Consider the following 23,640-nt stretch of genomic DNA (forward strand, 5'->3'; position numbering starts at 1 on the left):
CGGGGCGGGTGTGCCCCGGCCGTCACCAGGTGACGGGCAGCTCCGTCAGACCACCGGACAGTCCCTCGGAGCCGCGGCGCATCTCCTGCACCGGACGGGCCGGGCGCAGGTCCGGCAGCCGGGTGAACAGCCGGGTGAAGGCGGTCCGCAGCGCCATCCGGGCCAGCGGTGCGCCGATGCAGTGCCACATGCCGTGTCCGAAGGTCAGGTGCGGGTTCGACTCCCGGCGGATGTCGAACACCTCCGGCTCGTCGAACACCTGGGTGTCGAAGTTGACCAGGGTGAAGTCCAGCAGCACCAGGTCGCCGGTGCGCAGGGTGACGCCACCGATCTCGACGTCGTCGGTGGCATAGCGGGGCAGCACCGATCCGCCCGCCTTGGCGCAGCGCAGGATCTCCTCGACGCCCTCGCGCATGGTGCGCTCGTCGGCGAGCGCGGCCGCCAGCTGGTCGGGGTGGGTCGCGAACAGCAGTACGCCCAGGTCGACGTGGCTGGCGACGCTGTCGAGCCCGGCGAACAGCAGACCGGCGGCGATCGGGCCGATCCGCTCGTCGGGCACCTGCGCGCACAGCCGGGACACGACGTCGTCGGTGGGCTCGGCCCGCTTGCGCCGGGCGACGGCGGACAGCAGCCCGAACAGCTCGGCCTGGACCGTGGCGACGCGCTCGGCGTCGTCGACCTCACCCATCGTCATGATGGTCCGCACCAGCTCGGGTCGGTCCTGCGGCGGGATCCCGATGAGTTCGCACAGCACCGTCAGCGAGTACGGCATGGAGAACCCGCCGTGCAGGTCGCCGGGGTTGCCCGCGGCGACGAACCCGTCGAGCACCTGCTCGGCGACCGCGGACACCGTGGGCGCCAGGCCCAGCACCCGGCGCGCGGAGAACTGCGGGGTGAGCAGGCGCCGCATCTCGGTGTGCAGGTCCCGGGCCTGCTGGGCGTCGTCGACGACCAGCAGGTCCAGGAACGGGTTGCGCACGTACCGCGGCGCGTTCGCCGGATCGGCGTGCGCGCGGCCGAGGCGCTCGTCGTGCAGCAGTGCTTTCAGCTCGGCGTAGCGGGTGACCAGCCAGGCCTCGTCGCCGGTGGGGGTCCGGACCCGGCACACGGGTGCCTGCTGCTGCAGCTCCCGCAGCAGCGGGCTCAGCCGCAGCACCGGCGGGGTCTGGCCCTCCAGGGACGGCGGGGGCCCGCCGCCGGTGACCGGGCAGGTCGTCGGGCTGGTCATGACGCGTCCTCCGTCGTCGGGGTGGGCAGCTCGGCGAGCCAGGTCTCGATCGCGTCGGCGGTGAGCGCGGAGTGCTCCATGGCCAGCGACAGGTGGTCGGCGTCGATGTCGACCACGGTGTCGGCGGGCACGGCGGAGGTGTCCAGGATGAAGCCCTCGACGTCGCGCGCGGCGCGCACCAGCAGCGTCGGCGCCGTCGTCGGCGGCGAGTCGATCTCGGTCATCGTCATGAACCAGTGCGCCATCGCCGACATCCGCGCGCTGTTGAGGGTGACCGACGGCGAGTCGATGTCGGCCAGGTAGAACCGGGTCGTGCGGTCCAGGTCGTTGCCCTCGGCCGCGTCCCACCGGATCGAGGCGGTGTCGAGCAGCACCACCGCCTCGGGCCGCACCCCCCAGGTCTCCTCCAGCACCCCTGCGGCCAGGTAGGCCAGCGACCCGCCGGTGGAGTGCCCGACCATCACGAACGGCTCGCCGTCACTGGCGAGCAGCACGCTCTCGGCGACGATCCGGGCCGCGGCCTCGCTGGTGGCAGGCAGCAGCTCGCCGGGTGCGAAGCCCATCAGCGGCAGCGCGGACACGTGCCGGCTGCCGCGGAAGTGCGCGGCGATGCGGGCGTACTGGTGCACCCCGCCGGTGGCGCCGGGGGCGCTGACGAAGATCAGCCGGGGGGCGGCGGGCCCCTCGGCGAGCGTGACCGGCTCGGACAGCTCCTCCAGCTCGGCCGGGGACTCGAACATCGGTCGGGTGTTCGCCGCGGCCTTGAGCATCCGCATCGCCTCGACCAGCTTGCCGCCGCGGACGGCGGCGTGGAACAGGCCGACGAGGGTCTCCTCGCCGGGCTGTGCGGGCCGCCCGGCGACGACGGCGGGCGAGGCGCCGGGGGCCGGGGCCTGCTCGACGAGCTCGTGCAGCCGGCGGGCGAGCTTCACCGGGGTGGTGCTGTCGAAGACGATCGACCCGGCCAGCCGCAGCCCGAGGACCTCGCCGAGCTGGTTGCGCAGCCCGACCGCGACGAGCGAGTCGAAGCCCAGCTCGAGGAAGCCGCGCTCCGGGTCGACCGCCGCCGCGTCCTCGTGCCCGAGCAGTCCGGCCGTGTAGCCGGTGACGAGCTCGACGAGCAGTGCCTCCCGGCCGGCGGCGTCGAGGCGGTGCAGCCGTTCGCGCACCGTGACCGGCGAGGAGCCGGCGACGGCGGCGGTGCGGCGGGTGCGGGGCACCAGGTCGCGCCACAGCGCGGGCAGCGCCTGCTGCACGGCGAGACCGGCGACGTTGATCCGGGTCGGGACGACGACCGGTTCCGGGCGGGCGAGTGCGGCGTCGAACAGGGCGAGGCCGTCGGCGGCGTCGAGGGCGGGCAGGCCGCCGCGGGCCATCCGGTCGAGGTCGGCGTCGGTGACCTGCTCGGTCATGCCGCTCCCGCGGCCCCACGGGCCCCAGCCCAGCGACACCGCGGGCAGGCCGAGCCCGGCCCGGTACCCGGCGAGGCCGTCGAGTCCGGCGTTGGCGGCGGCGTAGTTGGCCTGCCCGGCGCTGCCGAGGATCCCCGACACCGACGAGTACAGGACGAAACCGGCCAGCGGCAGCTCGCGGGTCGCGGCGTGCAGGTGCCACGCCGCGTCGAGCTTGGGGCGCAGCACCCCGGCGAGGCGCTCCGGGGTGAGCGAGCCGGTCAGGCCGTCGTCGAGGACGCCGGCGGTGTGCACGACCGCGGTCAGCGGGTGCCCGGCCGGGACGGAGCCGACCAGCGCGGCGACGGCGTCGGGGTCCCCGGCGTCGCACGCGGTGACGGCGACGGCGGCGCCGAGCTCGGTCAGCTCCTCGCACAGCTCGGCGGCACCGGGGGCGTCCGGGCCGCGGCGGCTGGCCAGCAGCAGGTTCCGGGTGCGGCCGGTCGTGACGAGGTGCCGGGCGAGCAGCGCGCCGAGCCCGCCGGTGCCGCCGGTGACCAGGACGGTGCCGTCGGGGTCCCAGTCCGCCGCCGTACGCGCGGTGTCCGGCACGGTGTCCGGCGCGATCTCCGGCAGCCGGGCCAGGCGGGCGGCGCGGACCTCGTGCTCGCGGACCAGCAGCTGCTGCTCGTCGAGCAGCAGCAGGTGCGGCAGGACCCCGGCCGAGCGGAACGTGTCGTCGAGGTCGACCAGCCGGATCCGGCCCGGGTTCTCGGTCTGCGCGGCACGCACCAGACCCCAGACGGCGGCGGCCGCCGGGTCGGTGACGGTCTCGCCGTCGGCGGCGACCGCCCCCCGGGTGACGACGACCAGGCGCGCGTCGGCGAGGCGCGGCTCGGCGAGCCACTCCTGCAGCAGGCCCAGCACCCGGGTGGTGAGGGTGTGCACGGCGGCCGCACCGCCGTCGGGGTCGCCGACGACGGGGATGAGGAAGACGTCGGGGGCGAGACCGGTGTCGCCGACGGCGCCGCCCAGGGACTCGGCGTAGGCGCTGACGGTCTCGTCGGCGCGGTGCATCGCGTAGCCGAGGTCGAGCTCGTCGTCGCCGACGACGGCCCAGCGGGTACCCGCGGCGCGGTCACCGAGCTCGACCGGTGTCCAGTGCAGGCCGAACAGCCCGCCCTGCCCGGTCGCGGCGGGTGCCTGCGTGTCGCCCGTGCCGGTGTGCACGGCGTCGGCGGTGAGCACCGGTGCCCCGGTGGGGTCGGTGGCGACGAGGCCGAACGTGCCGGTGCCGGTCCCGGTGAGCCGCACGCGCAGCGTGGTGGCACCGGTGGCGTGCAGGGTCAGGCCCTCGATGCGCGCCGGGCCCGCCCCGGGGTCCGCGGTGGCGGTCGGGCCACCGTCGAGCGCGGATGCGGTGGCCAGCGCGGCGCCCAGCAGCGCCGGGTGCAGGCCGTAGCCGTCGGCGGCGGCACCGGTGGGCAGGGTGACCTCGGCGAGGACCTCCCCGTCCCGCACCCACACCTGGTCCGGCCCGGTGTCCCGGGCCGGCACCGCGCGGGCGTCGCGGGGTGGCCACTCCCCCGGGTCGGTCGTGCCGACCCGGTCGGCCTCGTGCGCGAGGACGCCGCGGGCGTGCAGGGTCCACGGAGCGTCGTCGGAGGACCGGGCGTGCACGGTGAGGTCCCGGCGGCCGCGGTCACCGGGGGCGCCGACGCCGACCTGCAGGACGGCGCCGTCGCGACCGACGGCCAGCGGCGCGAGGAGGTCGAGCTCGGCGATGTGGGGGGCACCGACCTGGTCGCCGGCGCGGATCGCGAGCTCGGCGAACACCGCGCCGGGCACGTCGACGCGGCCGTCGGTCCGTTCCGGCCCGAGCCACGGCTGGGTACGGGGGGAGAGCCGTCCGGTGAGGACGGTGCGGTCGGCGTCGGCGAGGACGACGGCGGCGCCGAGCAGCGGGTGCCCGGCCGCGGTCAGGCCGAGCCCGGCGGCATCGCCGGTGGCGGCACGCAGCGTCGGCCAGTACCGCTCGCGGTCGAAGGCGTAGGTGGGCAGCGTGACCGGGGCGGCGCCCGGGGTGGTGGTCCCCTCGGCGACGGCCGCCCAGTCGACGTCGGTCCCGCGGGTCCACAGCGCACCGGCCGCGACGAGCAGGGTGGCCTCCTCCCCCGCGCCGCGCCGCAGTGCGGGGACGGCGACGGCGCCGGGGGCGTTCTCGGCGACCAGCGCGGACAGCACGGCGTCCGGGCCGAGCTCGAGGAAGGTCCGCACGCCCAGGCCGGCCAGGGCCGCGACCCCGTCGCCGAAGCGGACGGCGCCGCGGGCGTGCCGCACCCAGTAGCCGGGGTCGGTGAGCTCGCCGGACACCTCGCCGGTCAGGTTCGAGACGACGGGGATCCGTGGCTCGGCGAAGGTGAGGCCGTCGACGACCCGGGCGAACTCGGCGAGCATCGGGTCGATCAGCGGCGAGTGGAAGGCGTGGCTGACGGACAGGGTGCGGATGCGCCGGCCCCGGTCCTCGAACCGGGCCGCGACGGCGGCGACGGCGTCGGCGTCGCCCGAGACCACGACCGCGTCGGGACCGTTGACGGCGGCGATCGCGACGTCGTCGCCCAGCAGCGGGGCGACCTCGTCCTCGCGGGCCTGCAGCGCGACCATCGCCCCGCCCGCGGGCAGGTCGGCCATGAGCCGGGCGCGGGCGGCGACGAGGGTGCAGGCGTCGTCGAGGGACAGGATCCCGGCGACGTGTGCGGCGGTGATCTCGCCGACCGAGTGGCCCCCGACGTGGCCGGGGCGCACCCCCCAGGACTCGACGAGCCGGTGGAGCGCGACCTCGGTCGCGAACAACGCGGGCTGGGTGAACCGGGTGTCGTCGAGCGCGGCCCGGTCGCTGCCCCAGACGACCTCGCGCAGCGACGCACCGAGCCGGGCGTCGAGCAGGGCGACGGTCTCGTCGAACGCCGCCGCGAACACCGCGAACCGGGCGTGCAGCTCGCAGCCTGCGCCGAGCCGCTGCGAGCCCTGCCCGGAGAACAGGACGGCGAGCCCGCCGCGGTCACCGGTGGGGACGACGTCGCGGGCGGCCTCGGTGAGCCCGTCGCCGGTGTGGACGAGCAGCGCGCGGTGCGCGAACGGGGTGCGGGTGGTGGCCAGCGCCTGGCCGACGTCGGCCGGGACGGGCGCCGCCGCGAGGGCGCGGACCCGTTCCAGCTGGGCGTCCAGTGCCGTGGCGGAGCGCGCCGAGACCGGCCAGGCGACGGCCTGCGGGCGCACCGCGGGCCCGGTGGGGACCGTGGACCCCGTGGGCTCCGCCGGGTCGGTGGGAGCCTGTTCCAGCACGACGTGGGCGTTGGTGCCGCTGATCCCGAACGACGACACCCCTGCACGCCGCGCACGCCCGGTGTCCGGCCACGCGGTCTGCCCGGTGAGCAGCCGGACCGCCCCCGCGGACCAGTCGACGTGGCTCGACGGCGCGTCGACGTGCAGGGTGCGGGGCAGCGTCGCGTGCTGCAGCGCCAGCACGGTCCGGATCACCCCGGCGGCACCGGCGGCGGCCTGGGTGTGGCCGAGGTTGGACTTCACCGAGCCGAGCAGCAGCGGCCGGTCGGGGTCACGGTCGGCGCCGTAGGTGGCGAGCAGGGCCTGGGCCTCGATCGGGTCGCCGAGCGCGGTGCCGGTGCCGTGCGCCTCGACGGCGTCGACGTCGGCCGGGGACAGCCCGCCGCTGGCCAGCGCCTGGCGGATCACCCGCTGCTGGGCCGGCCCGTTCGGGGCGCTGAGCCCGTTCGACGCGCCGTCGGAGTTCACCGCGGAGCCGCGGAGCACGGCGAGCACCGGGTGCCCGTGCGCGCGGGCGTCGGCGAGCTTCTCGACCACGAGCAGGCCGATCCCCTCGGACCAGCCGGTGCCGTCGGCGCCGTCGGCGAAGGCCTTGCAGCGTCCGTCCGGGGCGAGGCCGCCGTGCAGGCTGAACCCGGAGAAGTTCGCCGGGGTGGTCATCACGGTCACGCCACCGGCGAGCGCCAGACCGCACTCGCCGCTGCGCACGGCCTGGGCGGCGAGGTGCAGCCCCACCAGCGCCGACGAGCACGCCGTGTCCAGGGTGACGGCGGGGCCCTGCAGCCCGAGGGCGAACGACACCCGGCCGGACAGCACGCTGGCGGCGAGGCCGTTGCCGGCGTAGCCGCCCATGTCGTCGGCGGAGGCGAGGACGAGGTGGGTGTAGTCCTGGCCGTTGGTGCCGACGAAGACCCCGGTGCGGCTGCCGCGCAGCCCCGCGGGGTCGATCCCGGACCGTTCGAACGCCTCCCACGCGGTCTCCAGCAGCAGCCGCTGCTGCGGGTCCATCGCGAGCGCCTCGCGCGGGGAGATGTCGAAGAACGCGGGGTCGAACTCGGCGGCGCCGGGCAGGAACCCGCCCCGCTGGGTGGCGCTCGCCGCGGGACCGTCGCCGGCCAGCGCGTCGAGGTCCCAGCCGCGGTCGTCGGGGAACGGGCCGATGCCGTCGCGGCCGGCGGTGAGCAGCTCCCACAGGTCTTCCGGGGAGCGCACCCCGCCGGGGAACCGGCAGGCCATCCCGACGATCGCGACCGGCTCGTGCCGGGCTGCCTCCGCCTCGGCCAGTCGTCGCCGGGTGTCGTGCAGATCGGCCGTGACCCACTTCAGGTAGTCGACGAGCTTCTGTTCGTCGGGCATGGTCCTGTCCGCCTCTCTCGTTCGTGGGGGTCCGGGGTCAGCGCGCCGACGACCGGCCGAGTTCGTTGTCGATGAAGGCGAGGACCTGCTCGGTGCTCGCCGATTCGAGGCGTTCGTCGACGGCGGTGCGGCCGTCGGGGTCGGCGCCGTCGGTGCGGGCCCCGTCCCACTGCTCCAGCAGTCGGCGCAGCCGGCGGGCGACCCCGCTACGGGTCTCGGCGTCGGCACCGTCGGGGGACAGCGCGGCCTCCAGCCGGTCCAGCTCGGCCAGCGGGGAGGACGCCCCCCGGTCCGCCGAGCCGAGCACCTCCTCGTCGAGGTGGCGGGCCACCTCGGCCGGGGTGGGGTGGTCGAACACCAGCGTTGCCGGGAGCCTGGACCCGGTGGCGGCCGCCAGCCGCATCCGCAGCTCCAGACCGGTGAGCGAGTCGAACCCGAGCCGGCTGAAGTGCCGGTCGGCGGGGACCGCCTCGGCACCGGTGTGCCCGAGCACCGCCGCGGTCTCGGCGCGGACGAGCGCCAGCAGCTCGGCGTGCCGGGCGCCGGGCTCCATCCCGGCGAGCCTGCGGAGCAGACCGCCCGCGCCCTCGGTGGCGGCCGCGGTCCGGCGCCTGCTGCGCACCAGGGCGCGGAGCACGGCCGGGACGTCGTCGACGGCGGTCCCGGCCCCGGCGGCGAACCGGGCGGCGACGGCGAACCGGTCGCCCCGGGCCAGGGCGGTGTCGAACAGGGCGAGGCCCTGCGCGGGCTGCAGCGGCGGCATCCCGGACCGTTCGTGCCGCTCCCGTTCGGCGGCGTCGAGGGTGCCGGTCATGCCGGCGTCGGCCGACCACGGCCCCCAGGCCAGCGAGAGCCCGGGCAGGCCGTGTGCCGCGCGATGCGCGGCGAGCGCGTCGAGCAGGGTGTTGGCGGCCGCGTAGTTGCCCTGGCCGGGGCCGCCGGTGATCCCGGCGACCGAGGAGTACAGGACGAACGCGGCCAGCGGCAGGTCCCGGGTGGCCTCGTGCAGGTGCCACGCCGCGTCGGCCTTCGGCCGCAGTACCCGGTCCATCCGGGCGGCGTCCAGCGAGCCGACGGTGGCGTCGTCGAGTACCCCTGCGGTGTGCACCACCGCGGTCAGCGGGTGGGCGGCCGGCACGGCGCCGACCAGCTCCGCGACCGCCGCCGGGTCGGCGACGTCGCAGGCCGCGAGGGTGACCTCGGCTCCGAGCGCGGCGAGCTCGGCACGCAGCTGCGCCGCGCCGGGCGCGTCCGGGCCCCGACGGCCGGCGAGCAGCAGGTGCCGCACACCGCGTGTGGTGACCAGGTGCCGGGCGAGCAGGGCGCCCAGGCCTCCGGTGCCGCCGGTGACCAGGACGGTGCCGTCCGGGGCCCACGCCGCCGCCGGTGCGGGTGCGTCCGGGGTGGCCCGGGTCAGCCGGGCGACGGTGAGGGCGCCGCCGCGCACGGCGGCCTGGGTCTCCCCGGCCGCGGCCAGGCCGGGCAGTGCCGCCAGTGCGGCGTCGAGACCGGCGCCGGGGTCGGCCGGGTCGAGGTCGAGCAGCAGCATGCTGCCCGGGACCTCCGACTGGGCGGAGCGTACGAGCCCCCACACCGGGGCGGCGCCGAGGTCGTGGACGTCCTCGGCCGGTCCGGTGGCGACCGCACCCCGGGTGACGACGACGAGCCGGGAGCCCGCCGTGCGGGAGTCACCGGACCAGCGCTGCAGCAGCTCCAGCACGGCACCGGTGGTGGCGCGGGTCCGGCCGGGGAGGTCCGCGCCCCCCATGTCCGGTGTCCCGGCTCCCGGCGCCCCGGTGATCGGCGCCCCGGTGATCGGCGCCCCGGTGATCGGCGCCCCGGTGATCGGCGCGAGGACGACCGGGGGCAGCGGGTCGCCGGAGTCGAGGAGCGCGCCGACCGAGCCGGCGCGGACCGGCGGGGTCGGGCCGGACGCGGCCAGGGCGGCGTCGAGCTCGGCGGGCGCGTCACCGAGGATCCCCCACCCGGCCGTGCCCGCCCGGTCCACCGCGGGCGCGGCGGTCCAGTCGAGGGTGAGCAGGACCGCGTCGGTGGACGCGGCCGGGCCGTCCGCGGCGGTGGGCTCGGCCAGGGTCAGCTCACCGGCGGTCAGGACCGGTGCGCCCTGCGCGTCCCAGGCGGCGAGTGCCCGGGTGCCGTCGCCGCGGTCGGTGAGGCGGACCCGCAGCACGGTGGCGTCCGAGGCGTGCAGGGTGAGGCCCCGCAGCGCGGTGAGGTCGGCGACGTCGGTGGCGGCGCCGAACCGGACGGCGACGTCGAGCAGCGCCGGGTGCAGGGTGTAACCGGCGGGCTGCTCGGTGAGCTCGAGCTCGGCGAGCAGGTCACCGTCGTGCCGCCACCCCCCGCGGACCCGCACCGGTCCGACGGTGTCGGGCAGCCCGGTCAGCGCCTCGGCGCCCTGCGGGGGCCACACGGGCTCCGGCTCGGGCACCGGCGCGGCGGCCGCGGACAGCGTGCCGCCGGCGTGCCGGGTCCACGGGCCGTCCGGGTCGTCGGCGGCGCGGGCGTGCACGGCCAGCGTGCGGCGGCCGTCGTCGTCCGGTTCCCCGACGCGGACCTGCAGCAGCTGCGCCGTCCCGCTGCCCAGGGGGGCGGTGATCGTCAGCTCCTCGACGGTCGTCACGCCGGCCTCGTCGCCCGCGCGGACGGCGAGCTCGGCGAGCACCGCCGCGGGCAGCGCGGGCAGGTCGCCGGCGGCCGGGTCCACGAGGGTGGGCGTGAGACGGCCGGTCAGCAGGATCTCGCCGGACCCGGCGACGGTGGTCGCGGCGCCGAGCAGCGGGTGTCCGCCGGCGCGCAGGCCGAGGCCGCCCGCGTCGGCGGGGGCCGTGGCGGCGACCGTGGGCCAGAACCGCTCCCGCTGGAAGGGGTAGGTCGGGAGCGCCACCCGGCCGGCCGCGGTCCCGGCGAGGACCGCCGTCCAGTCCACCCCGGTCCCGGCGACGTGCAGCCTGCCCAGCGCGGTGAGCAGCGCGCGCTCCTCGGTGTCCGGGCCGCGCAGGGCCGGGACGACCACCGCGGTGTCCTCGACGCACGCGCGGGTCGGCGCGGACAGCACCGCGTCCGGGCCGATCTCGAGGAACGCGGTGATCCCGCTCCCGGTCAGTGTCCGCACCGCGTCGGCGAAGCGCACGGTGTCGCGCACGCCCCGCACCCAGTGCTGCGGGTCGCACAGCTCGGTGGTGGCCGCGGCGCCGGTCACCGTCGAGACCACGGGGATCCGCGGCTCGACGGGGTTCAGACCGGCGACGACGTCACGGAACCCGTCGAGCATCGGCTCCATCAGCGGCGAGTGGAAGGCGTGGCTGACCCGCAGCGCCCGCGTGCGGCAGCCGCGGGCGGCGAGCGCGTCCGCGACGGCGGAGACCTCGTCCGTGGGCCCGGAGAGGACCACCGCGGACGGGCCGTTCACCGCGGCGACGGCCACGCCGCCGGTCAGCAGTGGTGTGACGTCGCCGGGGTCCGCCTCGACGGCGACCATCGCGCCGCCGACCGGCAGCGCCGCCATCAGACGGGCCCTGGCGGTGACGAGCGTGCAGGCCTCGTCGAGGGTGAACACCCCGGCCACGTGCGCGGCGGCGACCTCACCGACCGAGTGCCCGGCGACGGCGTCCGAGGTCACGCCCCACGACTCCAGCAGCCGGAACAGCGCGACCTCGACCGCGAACAGCGCGGGCTGGGTGACACCGGTGTCGTCGAGCGCGGTGGGGTCCTCGCCCCACAGCACGGCGCGCACCGTCGGGTCCAGGTGGGCCAGCGTCGTGTCCAGCGCGTCGGCGAACACCGGGTGGCGGGCGTGCAGCGCGCGGCCCATGCCGAGGCGCTGGGCACCCTGCCCGGAGAACAGGAACGCGGTGGACCGTTCGGCCGCCTCGCCGCGGGCGACCTCGGTGACGCCGTCGGCGTCGGCGAGCAGCACGGCACGGTGCTCGAACAGCGACCGGCCGACGGCCAGCGCGTGTCCGACCTCGGCGGCGGTGGTGAGGTCCGGACCGCCGGTCGCGGCGCGGAGCCGGTCGAGCTGGGCGTCGAGCGCGGCCGCCGACCGGGCGGAGACCACCCACGGGGTGACCACGGGCGCCGGTGCCCGCGTGGGCTCCGGCAGCTGCGGGGCCTGCTCCAGCACGACGTGGGCGTTGGTGCCGCTGATCCCGAACGACGAGACCCCGGCCCGGCGGGCACGGCCCGTCTCCGGCCACGGCACCTGCTCGGTGACCAGCTCGACCGCACCGGCGGTCCAGTCGACCCGGCTCGACGGGTCGGTGACGTGGAGCGTGCGCGGCAGCGTGCCGTGCTGCAGCGCGAGGATCATCTTGATCAGTCCGGCGGCGCCGGCCGCGGCCTGGGTGTGGCCGATGTTGGACTTCACCGAGCCGAGCAGCAGCGGGTGCTCCCGGTCCCGGCCGTAGGCGGCGAGCAGCGCCTGGGCCTCGATCGGGTCGCCGAGCACGGTGCCGGTGCCGTGCGCCTCGACGGCGTCGACGTCGGCCGGGGTCAGCCCGCCGGAGGCGAGCGCCTGACGGATGACCCGCTGCTGGGACGGCCCGTTGGGCGCGGTGAGGCCGTTCGAGGCGCCGTCGGAGTTGACCGCCGAGCCGCGGACGACGGCGAGGATGTCGTGCCCGCGGGCGAGGGCGGTCGACTGCCGCTCCAGCACCAGCACGCCGACGCCCTCGGACCAGCCGGTGCCGTCGGCGTCATCGGAGAACGCCTTGCACCGCCCGTCGGGGGCGAGGCCGCCCTGCCGGGTGAACCCGGCGAAGCTGGTGGAGGTCGACATGACGGTGACGCCACCGGCGAGCGCGGCGTCGCACTCCCCCGCGCGCAGCGCCTGGGCCGCCCAGTGCACCGCGACCAGCGACGACGAGCACGCGGTGTCGACGGTGACCGCGGGCCCCTCCAGTCCGAACGCGTAGGCGAGCCGGCCGGAGATGACGCTCGCGGCGAGGCCGGTGCCGGCGTGGCCCTCGACGTCGTCCGGGGAGCGCAGCAGCAGGTTCGCGTAGTCCTGCCCGTTGGTGCCGACGAACACGCCGGTGCGGCTGCCGCGCAGCCGGGCCGGGTCGGTCCCGGTGCGTTCGAACGCCTCCCAGGTGGTCTCCAGCAGCAGCCGCTGCTGCGGGTCCATGGCGACGGCCTCGCGGGGCGAGATGTCGAAGAAGGCGGGGTCGAACCCGGCGGCGTCGTGCAGGAAGCCGCCCTCCCGGGTGGCGCTGCGGCCCTGCCCGTCACCGGCGAGGACGTCGAGGTCCCAGCCGCGGTCGGTGGGGAAGCCGGTGATGCCGTCGCCGCCGTCGGCGAGCAGCTGCCAGAACTCCTCGGGCGTGCTGACGCCGCCGGGGAACCGGCAGGCCGTGGCGACGACGACGACCGGGTCGTCGCCGTCGACCGCGGTGTGCTCGACGGGCCCGGCGCCGTCCGCGCCGCCGGTGTCACCGGTGAGCTCGGTGACCAGGTGTGCGGCCAGCACCCGGGGGGTGGGGTGGTCGAAGACCAGGCTCGCGGGCAGGGACAGCCCGGTCGCGGCGGACAGCGCGTTGCTGAGCTCCACCGCGGTGAGCGAGTCGAAGCCCAGGTCGCCGAACGGTTTCCCGGGGCGGATCGCCTGCGGGCCGGTGTGTCCCAGTACCCCGGCGGCGGTGTCGCGCACCAGGTCGAGCAGGACGGCCCGGCGCTCCTCCGGTCCGGCCGCGGCCAGCCGGGCACCCAACCCGCCGGCGACGTCGTCGCGGCGGCGGCGGGTCTCCTGCGCGGCCCGGGCGATGTCCCGTGCCGCGGGCAGGTCGGCGAGCAGTGGGCTGGGGCGCACCGAGAGCAGCGCCTCCAGCAGGCGCGGGTGGGTGAGGTCGGCGACCACCAGGGTCGGGGCCGGCTCGGCGACCGCGCGGACCAGCGCCCGCACGGCGAGGTCGGGGTCCAGCTGCCCGTCCGGGACGGTGCCGGTGCCGGTGTGCGCGGCGGCCATGCCGGCACCCGCCCACGCGCCCCAGGCCACAGCGGTGGCCGGTCGGCCGTCGGCAACCCGGCGCGCCGCGAGCGCGTCGAGGGCGGCGTTCGCGGCCGCGTAGCCGGCCTGGCCGGGGTTGCCGACGCTGCCGGCCACCGAGGAGAACAGGACGAACGCGTCGAGGTCGAGGTCGCGGGTCAGTTCGTCGAGCAGGAGCGCGGGGGTGACCTTGGCGTGGAACACCCCGGCGAGACGGTCGGTGGTCAGGCCGGTGAGGACGCCGTCGTCGAGGACGCCGGCGGCGTGCACGACGCCGGTCAGCGGCCGATCGGCCGGGATCGCGGCCAGCGCCGCCTGCAGCTGTGCGCGGTCGGCCGCGTCGCAGGCGAGCACCGTGACCGCGGCGCCGGAGGCCTCCAGTTCGGCACGCAAGGCGTCCACGCCCGGCGCGTCCGGACCACGTCGGCCCAGCAGCACCAGGTGCTCCGCGCCGTCGGCGGCCAGCCGCCGCGCGACGTGGCCGCCCAGCGCACCGGTGCCCCCGGTGATCAGCACCGTGCCGGACGGGGTCCAGGCGGGGGTGTCCGCGGTGTCGGGGCCGTCCGCGGGGCGGGTCGGCGCCGGGGTCATCCGGCGGCCGTGGGCACCGGTGGCGCGCAGCGCGACCTGGTCCTCCTCGCCCGCCAGCACCGCGGGCAGCCTGCGCAGGGTGGCGGCGTCGAGCTCGGCGGGCAGGTCGACCAGACCACCCCACCGGCGGGGCAGCTCGAGCGCGGCGACCCGTCCGAGCCCCCAGACCGCGGCCTGCACGGGGGCGGCGGGGCCGTCGCCCGCCGGTGCCACGGCGCCGCGGGTCACGGCGTGCACGCGGGTGGTGACGCCGGTGTCGGCGAGCGCCGCGGCGAGTGCCGCGGTCGCGGCGAGCCCGGCGGGCACCGCGTCCACACCGGGCACCGCGTCCGCACCGGATGCGGCGTCCTGCGGGGCGGACCCGCACGGGGTCTCGTCGAGGGCCAGCAGGGACACGATCCCGGTGAGCCCGGCGTCGGCGTGCCCGGTGAGCACCGCGGCGAGGCCGGCCCGGTCGGTGCCGGTGCCGTCGAGGTCGACCCGGACGGTGTCCGGTCCGAGGGCGTCCACGACCTCGCCGACCCAGGGGTCCCCGGCCGCGACGGCCGGGACGAGCACGAGGTGGCGGCCCGGTTCCACGGCCGTGGGCAGCGTCAGCGGGCGCCAGGACTCGCGGTAACGGAGCCGGTCGAGCGATGCGTCGCTGCGCCGGCGGCTGCGCCAGGCCGCGAGTGCGGGCAGCACGGCGCCGAGCCGCTCGCCGTCGACGTCGAGGTGGGCGGCCAGCAGGCCGAGGTCCTCCCGCTCGACGGCCGCCCAGAACTCGGTGTCCTCGCCGGTGCCGGTGGCCGGGCCCGCGGCGAGCCGCGGCCAGAACCGTTCGTGCTGGAAGGCGTAGGTGGGCAGGTCGGCGCCGGGGCCGGCAGCGGCGCCGCCGAGCCCGGCCGCCCAGTCGACGTCGACCCCGGCCACGTGCAGGCGGGCGAGCGCGGTGAGCAGCGCGGCCGGTTCGCCGTGCCCGGCGCGCAGGGCCGGGGTGACGACGGCGGCGTCGTCGCCGACCGCGGGGAGCACGGCGCGGGCCGGCGCGGACAGCACGCCGTCCGGACCGATCTCCAGGAACGCGGTGGCCCCGCCCGCGGTCAGGGTCGCCAGGCCGTCGGCGAAGCGGACCGTCTCCCGGACGTGGCGCACCCAGTGCTCCGGGGTGGCCAGGTCGTGCGGCGATCCCGCCCCGGCGAGCAGCGACACGACCGGGATCGCGGGCAGCTCGTAGCCGAGGTCCCGGACGACGGCACGGAACTCGTCGAGGACCGGGTCCATCAGCGGCGAGTGGAAGGCGTGGCTGACCCGCAGCGCGGTGGTGCGCCTGCCGCGGGCGGCCAGCTCGGCGGCGACGGCGTCGACCTCGGCGGCCGCCCCGGACACGACGACGGCCGCGGGCCCGTTCACCGCCGCGATCGCGACGCCGTCGGTGAGCAGCGGGGTCACCTCGTCCTCGCCGGCCTCGACGGCGGTCATCGCGCCGCCCGCGGGCAGTGCGTCCATCAGGCGGGCGCGGGCGGCGACCAGGCGGCACGCGTCGGCGAGGGAGAACACCCCGGCGACGTGCGCGGCGGCGATCTCACCGATCGAGTGGCCCGCGAGCCGACCGGGCCGGATCCCCCAGGAGGTGACGAGCCGGTACAGGGCCACCTCGAGGGCGAACAGCGCCGGCTGGGTGTGCCGGGTGCGGTCCAGGGCTTCCGGGTCCTCGCCCCACACGACGTCGCGCAGCGTGCCGCCCAGCTCGGCGTCGAGCAGGGCGACGGCCTCGTCGAACGCGTCGGCGAACACCGGGAACCGGGCGTGCAGCTCCCGGCCCATGCCCAGGCGCTGGGCGCCCTGTCCGGAGAACAGGAACGCGGTGCCGCGGGTGGCGGCGGCGCCGCGGGCGGCCTCGGTGGTCCCGCCGGGCCCGGCGAGCAGCACGGCGCGGTGCTCGAACAGGGCCCGTCCGGTGGCGAGGGTGCGCGCGACGGCGGTCGGGGTCAGGCCGGGAACGGCGGTGCGCAGGCGGTCGAGCTGGGCGTCGAGGGCGGCCTCGGTCCGGGCGGACACCGGCCAGGCGACGACCTCCGGGGCGGCGGCATCCGGGCCGGCGGCGTCCGGGGCGGCGGCATCCGGGGTGGCGGCGTCCGGAGGTGCCGGCTGCGTGGCGGGCGGCTGTTCGAGCACCACGTGGGCGTTCGTGCCGCTGATCCCGAACGACGACACCCCGACGCGGCGGGCGTGTCCGGTCTCCGGCCACGGGGTCCGCTCGGTGACCAGGGCGACGGTGCCGTCGGACCAGTCCACGTGCGAGGACGGCTCGGTGACGTGCAGGGTCCGCGGCAGCTCCCCGTGCGCCATCGACATGATCATCTTGATGAGTCCCGCGGCGCCCGCCGCGGACTGGGTGTGCCCGATGTTCGACTTCACCGACCCCAGCAGCAACGGCCGCTGCGGGTCCCGCTCCCGGCCGTAGGTGGCGAGCACGGCCTGGGCCTCGATCGGGTCGCCCAGCGGGGTGCCGGTGCCGTGCGCCTCGACGGCGTCGACGTCACCGGGCTCCAGCCCGGCGTCGGCCAGCGCCTGGCGGATGACCCGCTGCTGGGCGGGCCCGTTCGGAGCGGTGAGCCCGTTCGAGGCACCGTCCTGGTTCACCGCGGACCCGCGGACCACGGCGAGTACCCGGTGCCCGTGGCGGCGCGCGGCGGAGAGCCGTTCGAGGGTGAGCACAGCCGCACCCTCGGACCAGCCCGTGCCGTCGGCGGAGTCGGAGAACGCCTTGCAGCGCCCGTCGCCCGCCAGCCCGCCCATCCGGGAGAAGCCGGTGAAGTTCGCGGGGGTCGTCATCACGGTGACGCCGCCGGCGAGTGCCATGTCGCACTCGCCCGACCGCAGTGCGGCCGCGGCGAGGTGCAGGGACACCAGCGACGAGGAGCAGGCGGTGTCGACCGAGAGCGCGGGGCCCTCCAGGCCGAGGACGTAGGCGAGCCGCCCGGACACGACGCTGACGGCGAGGCCGGTGGTCGCGTGGCTCGCGATGTCGTCGGCGGAGCGCATCACCAGGCCGGAGTAGTCCTGACCGGACACCCCCATGAACACCCCGGTACGGCTGCCGCGCAGCGTGTGCGGGTCGATCCCGGCGCGCTCGGCGGCCTCCCACGCGACCTCCAGCAGGATCCGCTGCTGGGGGTCCATGGCCAGCGCCTCACGCGGGGCGATACCGAAGAACTCCGCGTCGAAGCCCGCGATGTCGTCGAGGAACCCGCCCTGGCCGGTGAGGTCGGCGGGCTCACCGCCACCCAGCGGCGGGTGCCGGTCCCACTCGCGGTCCGGTGGGAAGCCGGTGATCGCGTCGGTGCCGTTCGCGACGAGGTCCCACAGCTGCTCCGGGGAGCCCACGCCGCCGGGGAACCGGCAGCCGATCCCGACGACCACGACCGGGTCGTCGGCGTCGGCGCGGGCGACCACGGGGCCGTCGCCGACGGGGCCGGTGTCCTCGCCCGCGAGCTCCTCGAGCAGGTAGGCGGCCAGCCGCTCCGGGGTCGGGTAGTCGAAGATCAGCGTCGCGGGCAGGGTCAGCCCGGACGCGCTGCCCAGCCGGTTGCGCAGCTCGATCGCGGTGAGCGAGTCGAACCCGATCCGCCGGAACTCGTGACGGGCGTCGACGCCGTCCCCGGAGCCGAGGCCGAGCACGGTCGCGGCCTCGGTACGGACCAGCTCGACGAGGAACGCGCCCCGGCCGTCGGCGGGGAGCCCGGCGAGGCGCTCGGCCAGCCCGGCCCGGGCGACGCCCGCGGTGCCGGCGCGGCGGCGGCCGCCGGAGCGGACCAGGCCGCGCAGCACGGCGGGGACGCCGCCTGCGGTCGGCGGGGTCCCGCCGCCGGTCAGGCCGAGCGGGACGACGAGGGGCTCCGCGGCGAGGGTCGCGGCGTCGTAGAGGGCGAGCCCGCGCTCCACACTCAGCAGCGGCATGCCGCCGGACCCGACCCGGGCGACGTCGTGGTCGGACAGGCCACCGGTCATCCCGGCGCCCTGCTCCCAGGCGCCCCAGGCCAACGAGGTGGCGGGCAGCCCCAGTGCGTGGCGGTGCGCGGCGAGTGCGTCGAGGAAGGTGTTGCCCGCGGCGTAGTTGCCCTGGCCGGGTCCGCCCATCACCCCGGCGGTGGAGGAGTAGAGGACGAACGCGGCGAGCTCGTGGTCGCGGGTGAGGTCGTGCAGGTGCCAGGCGGCGTCGACCTTCGGGGCCAGCACGGCGTCGACGGCGGCGGGGGTCAGGGAGGTGACGGTGCCGTCGTCGAGGACGCCCGCGGTGTGCACGACGGCGGTGAGCGGGTGCGCCGGGTCGACGCCGTCGAGCAGGGCGGCCAGCGCGTCGCGGTCGGCGACGTCGCAGGCGGCGACGGTGACCTGCGCACCGGCCGCGGTCAGCTCCTCCCGCAGCGCGGTCGCGCCGGGGGCGTCGGGCCCGCGGCGGCCGGCGAGCAGCAGGTGCGCCACGCCGTGGGTGGCGACGAGGTGGCGCGCCAGCGCGGCGGCGAGCCCGCCGGTGCCGCCGGTGATCAGCACGGTGCCCTGCGGGTCGAGCGGCGGCGGGACGGTGAGCACGAGCTTGCCGACGTGGCGGGCGGAGCTCATGAACCGGAACGCCTCGACGGCGTGGCGCACGTCCCAGCTGCGCACGGGCAGCGGGGACAGCGCGCCGTCGGCGAACAGCCCGGCCAGCGCGACCAGCATCTGCTGGATGCGGTGCGGGTCGACGGCGCCGAGGTCGAAGAACCGGTAGGTGATCGCGTCGGGCAGGTCCGCGGGGTCGCGGATGTCGGTCTTGCCCATCTCCAGGAACCGGCCACCGTCGCCCAGCAGGCCCATCGAGGCGTCGACGAACTCCCCGGACAGGGCGTTGAGGACCACGTCGATCCCGGCCCCGGCGAAGGTCCCGGCGAACTCCAGGGTCCGCGAGGAGGCGATGTGGTCCGGTGCGACGCCCAGCCCGCGCAGGACATCCTGCTTGGGCTCCGACGCCGTCGCGTACACCTCGGCCCCGAGGTGGTGCGCGATCTGCACCGCGGCCATGCCGACGCCGCCCGCTCCGGCGTGGATCAGCACCTTCTCACCGGGCTGCAGGTCGGCCAGGTCGACCAGGGCGTGGTAGGCGGTGAGGAACACCAGTGGGACCGACGCGGCGGTCTCCCAGTCCCAGCCGTCGGGCACGGTGGTGAGCAGCCGCTCGTCGGTGACGCCGTGCGGGCCGAACCCGCCGAACAGCATGCCGGTGACGCGGTCGCCGGGGGCGAGCGTGGTGACCTCGGGCCCGACCCCGGTGACGACGCCGGCGGCCTCGGAGCCGAACAGCCCCGCGTCGCCGGGGTACATCCCGAGCGCGTTGAGGACGTCGCGGAAGTTCAGCCCCGCGGCGCGGATCCCGACGCGGACCTCGTGCCCGCGCAGGGGGGCGAGGACGTCCGGGTGCGGCGCCAGCTCGAGGCCGTCGAGGCTGCCCTTGGCGCGGCAGCCGAGCCGCCAGGGGGTCCCGGCCGGCGGGACGAGCGCGGCGCCGGACTCCAGCGTGGCGAGCCGCCCGACCCGCACGGCGCCGTCCCGGACGATCGCCTGCGGCTCGTCGGCGTCGAACAGGGCGGGCAGCTGCGCGACCGCGGCGAGCGACGCCGGGGTGTCGTCGAGGTCGGCGACCAGCAGCCGGCCGGGGTTCTCCGACTGCGCGGAGCGCAGCAGGCCCCACACGGGTGCGGTGGCGAGGTCGAGCGGCGATCCGGAGCCGTCGGCGACGGCGCCGCGGGTGAGTACGACGAGGCGGGTCCGGGCGAGCCGGTCGTCGGCGAGCCACTGCTGGAGCAGTGCGAGGACCTCGCGGGTCAGGGTGTGCGCGGCGGCGGGGCCGGTGTCGCCGGAGCCGGGGGCGGTCAGCGCGACGGCGACCAGGTCGGGCGGGTCGGCGTCGTGGAGGTCCGCGAGACCGGTGACCGTCCGCACGGTCGACACGGCGGCGGGCTCGGCGGACAGTGCCGCGGCGACATCGCCGGCTCCCGCGCCGTCGAGGACCGCCCAGGTCGCCGGGGTGTGCCGGGGGGTGAGGATCTGCGGCACCCAGTCCATCCGGAACAGCGATCCCGGGTCCCGGCGGTCCGGGCCCGCCGCGTCCGGCCCGGCGGCGCGCAGGGTCAGCGAGTCCACCGAGATCACCGGGTTGCCCTGCGGGTCGGCCGCGCTGATCCGGACGGCGTCGGGCCCCGCGGAGGTGACGCGCACCCGCAGCGCGGTCGCGCCGCCGGCGTGCAGGGACACCCCGTTCCAGGCGAACGGCAGCAGGCTGCGGTTGTCCCCGTCCGCGGAGGCGAACACCGTGCTGTGCAGGACGGCGTCGAACAGGGCGGGGTGCAGGCCGAAGTCGCCCGCGTCCTCGGCCCCGGCCGGAGGCAGCGCGACCTCGGCGAGGACCTCGTCGCCACGGCGCCACACCGCCTGCAGGCCGCGGAAGACCGGGCCGTACTGCAGCCCGTTGCCGGCGTAGCGGTCGTAGAGGCCGTCGATGTCGACGGGCTCGGCCCCGGCGGGCGGCCAGGTGCGGGCGTCGAACTCCGCGACCTGCTCGCCGGCGGCGACCCGGCCGGTGGCGTGCCGGGTCCAGTCGGCGTCGGGGTCCTGCGCGGGACGGGCGTACACGCTGACGTCGCGGGTGCCGTCGGGGTCGGCCGCGCCGACGGCGATCTGCATCTGGACCGCGCCGGTGGCGGGCAGCACCAGCGGCGCGGCGAGCATGAGCTCCTCGACGCGGTCGCAACCGGCCTGGTCGGCGGCGCGGACGGCGAGCTCGAGGAAGCCGGTGCCGGGGAAGAAGACCATGCCGCCGACGACGTGGTCGGCGAGCCACGGGTGGGTGGTCAGCGACAGGGTGCCGGTGAGCAGCAGCTCGTCGGACCCGGCCACGGACATCGCGGCGCCGAGCAGCGGGTGGTCGGCGGGGGCCAGCCCGAGCCCGACGGCGTCGCCCGGGCGCTGCACCGCCTTCGGCCAGTACCGCTCGTACTGGAAGGCGTAGGTGGGCAGGTCGGTGCGCCGGGCGCCGGTGCCGGCGTGGACGGCCTCCCAGTCGACGGCGGTGCCGGCGACGTGCAGCGCACCGAGCGCGGCGACGGTCGCCTCCTCCTCACCGCGGTCGGTGCGCTGCAGCGCGACGGCGGTGGCGTCGGGCGCGGACTGCGCGGCCAGCGCGGTGAGCACCCCGGCCGGGCCGATCTCCAGGAACACCCGGGCGCCGGCGTCGGTGAGTGCACCGACGCCGTCGGCGAACCGCACGGCCTCACGGACGTGGCGCACCCAGTACCCGGGATCGCACAGCTCCGCCGTGGCGGGTGCCCCGGTCAGGGTGGAGACCAGCGGGATCCGGGGCTCGGCGTAGGACAGGCCCTCGGCGACGGCCGCGAACTCGGCCAGCATGGGGTCCATCAGCGGCGAGTGGAACGCGTGCGACACCCGCAGCCTGCTGGTGCGCCGGCCCTGCTCGGCGAGCCGGGCGGCGACGGCGAGGGTGGCGTCCTCCTCGCCGGACACGACGACCGACGACGGCCCGTTCACCGCCGCGATCGCGACACCGTCGGTGAGCAGCGGGGTGACCTCGTCCTCGGTCGCCTCCACGGCGACCATGGCGCCACCGCGGGGCAGCGCCTGCATCAGCGAGGCGCGCGCGGTGACCAGCCGGCAGGCGTCGTCGAGGGAGAACACGCCCGCCACGTGGGCGGCGGCGATCTCGCCGATCGAGTGGCCGGCGACGAGGTCCGGGGTCACGCCCCAGGACTCGACGAGCCGGTACAGCGCGACCTCGACGGCGAACAGTGCGGGCTGGGTCGCCCCGGTCTCGTCGAGCGCGGCGGCGTCGGTGCCCCACACGACGTCCCGCAGGTCGTCCCCGAGCAGCGTGAGGACCTCGTCGAACGCGTCGGCGAACACCGGGTGCCGCTCGTACAGCTCGCGGCCCATGCCGAGCCGCTGGGCGCCCTGCCCGGAGAACAGCGCGGCGAGCCGGGGACGTCCGGTGACGTGGCCGAGGGCGACGCCCGGCGCGCTCCCGTGCTCCAGCCAGCCGGCGAGCGCCTCGCGCCCGGCCCGTCCGTCCGGTCCGGTGACGACGGCGAGCCGGTGTTCCTGCACGGCGCGGGTGGTGGCGAGGGAGTACCCGGTGTCCAGCGCGGTCGGGGCGTGGTCGCGCTCGACGTGGGCGAGCAGCGCGGCGACCTGGTCGCGCAGGGCGGCGGGGGTGCGGGCCGAGACCGTCCAGGCCAGCGCCTGCGGGAGGCGGGCGGCGGGCTCGGCGGCGGGCTCGGCCGGGGCAGGCGCCTGCTCGACGATCACGTGGGCGTTGGTGCCGCTGACCCCGAAGGAGGACACACCGCTGCGCCGCGGCCGCTCCACGGCCGGCCACGGGCGCGCCTGCGTGAGCAGCTCGACCGCGCCCGCGGACCAGTCGACGTGGGTCGAGGGGCGGTCCACGTGCAGTGTCCTGGGCAGCTCCCCGTGCTGCATCGCCATGATCATCTTCATGACCCCGGCGACACCGGAGGCGGCCTGGGTGTGTCCCATGTTCGACTTGACCGAGCCGAGCGCGAGCGGCCGCTCGCGGTCCCGCCCGTAGGTGGCGAGGATGCTCTGCGCCTCGATCGGGTCGCCGAGCGGTGTGCCGGTGCCGTGCGCCTCCACGGCGTCGACGTCGCCGGCCGACAGCTCGGCGTTGGCGAGCGCGGCCCGGATGACACGCTGCTGGGACGGCCCGTTCGGCGCGGTGAACCCGTTTGACGCGCCGTCCTGGTTGACCGCGGACCCGCGGACGACCGCGAGCACCGGGTGCCCGAGACGGCGGGCGTCGGACAGCCGCTCCAGCACCAGGATCCCGGCGCCCTCGGACCAGCCGGTGCCGTCGGCGCCCTCGGCGAAGGCCTTGCAGCGCCCGTCGCGGGCCAGCCCACCCTGGCGGCTGAACTCGACCAGCGACCCGGGCGTCGACATGACGTTGACGCCGCCGGCCAGGGCCAGGGAGCTCTCGCCATTGCGCAGCGAGGCCACGGCGAGGTGCAGCGCGACCAGCGACGACGAGCAGGCGGTGTCGACGGTGAGCGCGGGGCCCTCGAGCCCGAGGGTGTAGGACAGCCGCCCGGACACGGCGCTGGCGGCGATCCCGGTGCCGACGTCGCCGGTCGCGTCGTCGAGCGAGCGGACCACCAGGTAGGCGTAGTCCTGCCCGTTGGTGCCGATGAACGCGCCGGTGCGGCTGCCGCGCAGCCCGGCCGCGTCGATACCGGCGCGCTCGATCGCCTCCCAGGCGGTGGTCAGCAGCAGCCGCTGCTGCGGGTCCATGGTGACGGCCTCGCGCGGCGAGATCCCGAAGAAGCCGGGGTCGAAGTCGGCGACCCCGTCGAGGAACCCGCCCTGCATGCTGATCTCGGTGTCGCGGGCGTCGGTGCCGCCGGCGTGCAGCGCGTCGAGGTCCCAGCCACGGTCGGTGGGGAACCCGGAGATCACGTCGGTGCCGGCGGCGACCATGTCCCAGAGCGCCTCGGGCGAGTCGACGCCGCCCGGGAACCGGCAGCCCATGCCGACGACGGCGATCGGCTCGGTGGCCGCGGCCTGGAGCATCCGGTTCTGCCGGCGCAGCCGGTCGGTCTCCTTCACCGCGGCGCGCAGCGCGGTGACGACGTCGTTGCCACCGGCGGTGCCGGACGCGTGCTTCTCGTTCATCGTCT

At 77.2% G+C, this 23,640-nt stretch carries 2 protein-coding genes and 1 pseudogene; all 3 read right to left on the reverse strand.

The annotated features are described in order from the left end of the window. Window positions 1–22: 22 nt before the first annotated feature. Window positions 23–1,228, reverse strand: a complete 1,206-nt coding sequence (locus tag DMP15_RS17700; protein ID WP_073575132.1) for a cytochrome P450 — start codon at window positions 1,226–1,228, stop codon at window positions 23–25. Further along, window positions 1,225–7,320 (reverse strand): annotated as a pseudogene (locus DMP15_RS17705) (type I polyketide synthase); the annotation flags it as partial. The gene DMP15_RS17700 and the pseudogene DMP15_RS17705, both read right to left, overlap by 4 nt. A 37-nt stretch (window positions 7,321–7,357) precedes the next feature. Next, window positions 7,358–23,635, reverse strand: a complete 16,278-nt coding sequence (locus DMP15_RS17710; protein WP_337826192.1) for a type I polyketide synthase — start codon at window positions 23,633–23,635, stop codon at window positions 7,358–7,360. Window positions 23,636–23,640: the final 5 nt, after the last annotated feature.

Origin of the sequence: Pseudonocardia sp. UM4_GMWB1 (genome assembly GCF_017312155.1) — a bacterium.
Taxonomy (GTDB): domain Bacteria; phylum Actinomycetota; class Actinomycetes; order Mycobacteriales; family Pseudonocardiaceae; genus Pseudonocardia; species Pseudonocardia alni.

Excerpts from the sequence above, each read along its gene's own strand:
- DMP15_RS17700 (WP_073575132.1), bottom strand. The coding sequence starts at position 1,228 with ATGACCAGCCCGACGACCTGCCCGGTCACCGGCGGCGGGCCCCCGCCG.
- DMP15_RS17710 (WP_337826192.1), bottom strand. The coding sequence starts at position 23,635 with ATGAACGAGAAGCACGCGTCCGGCACCGCCGGTGGCAACGACGTCGTC.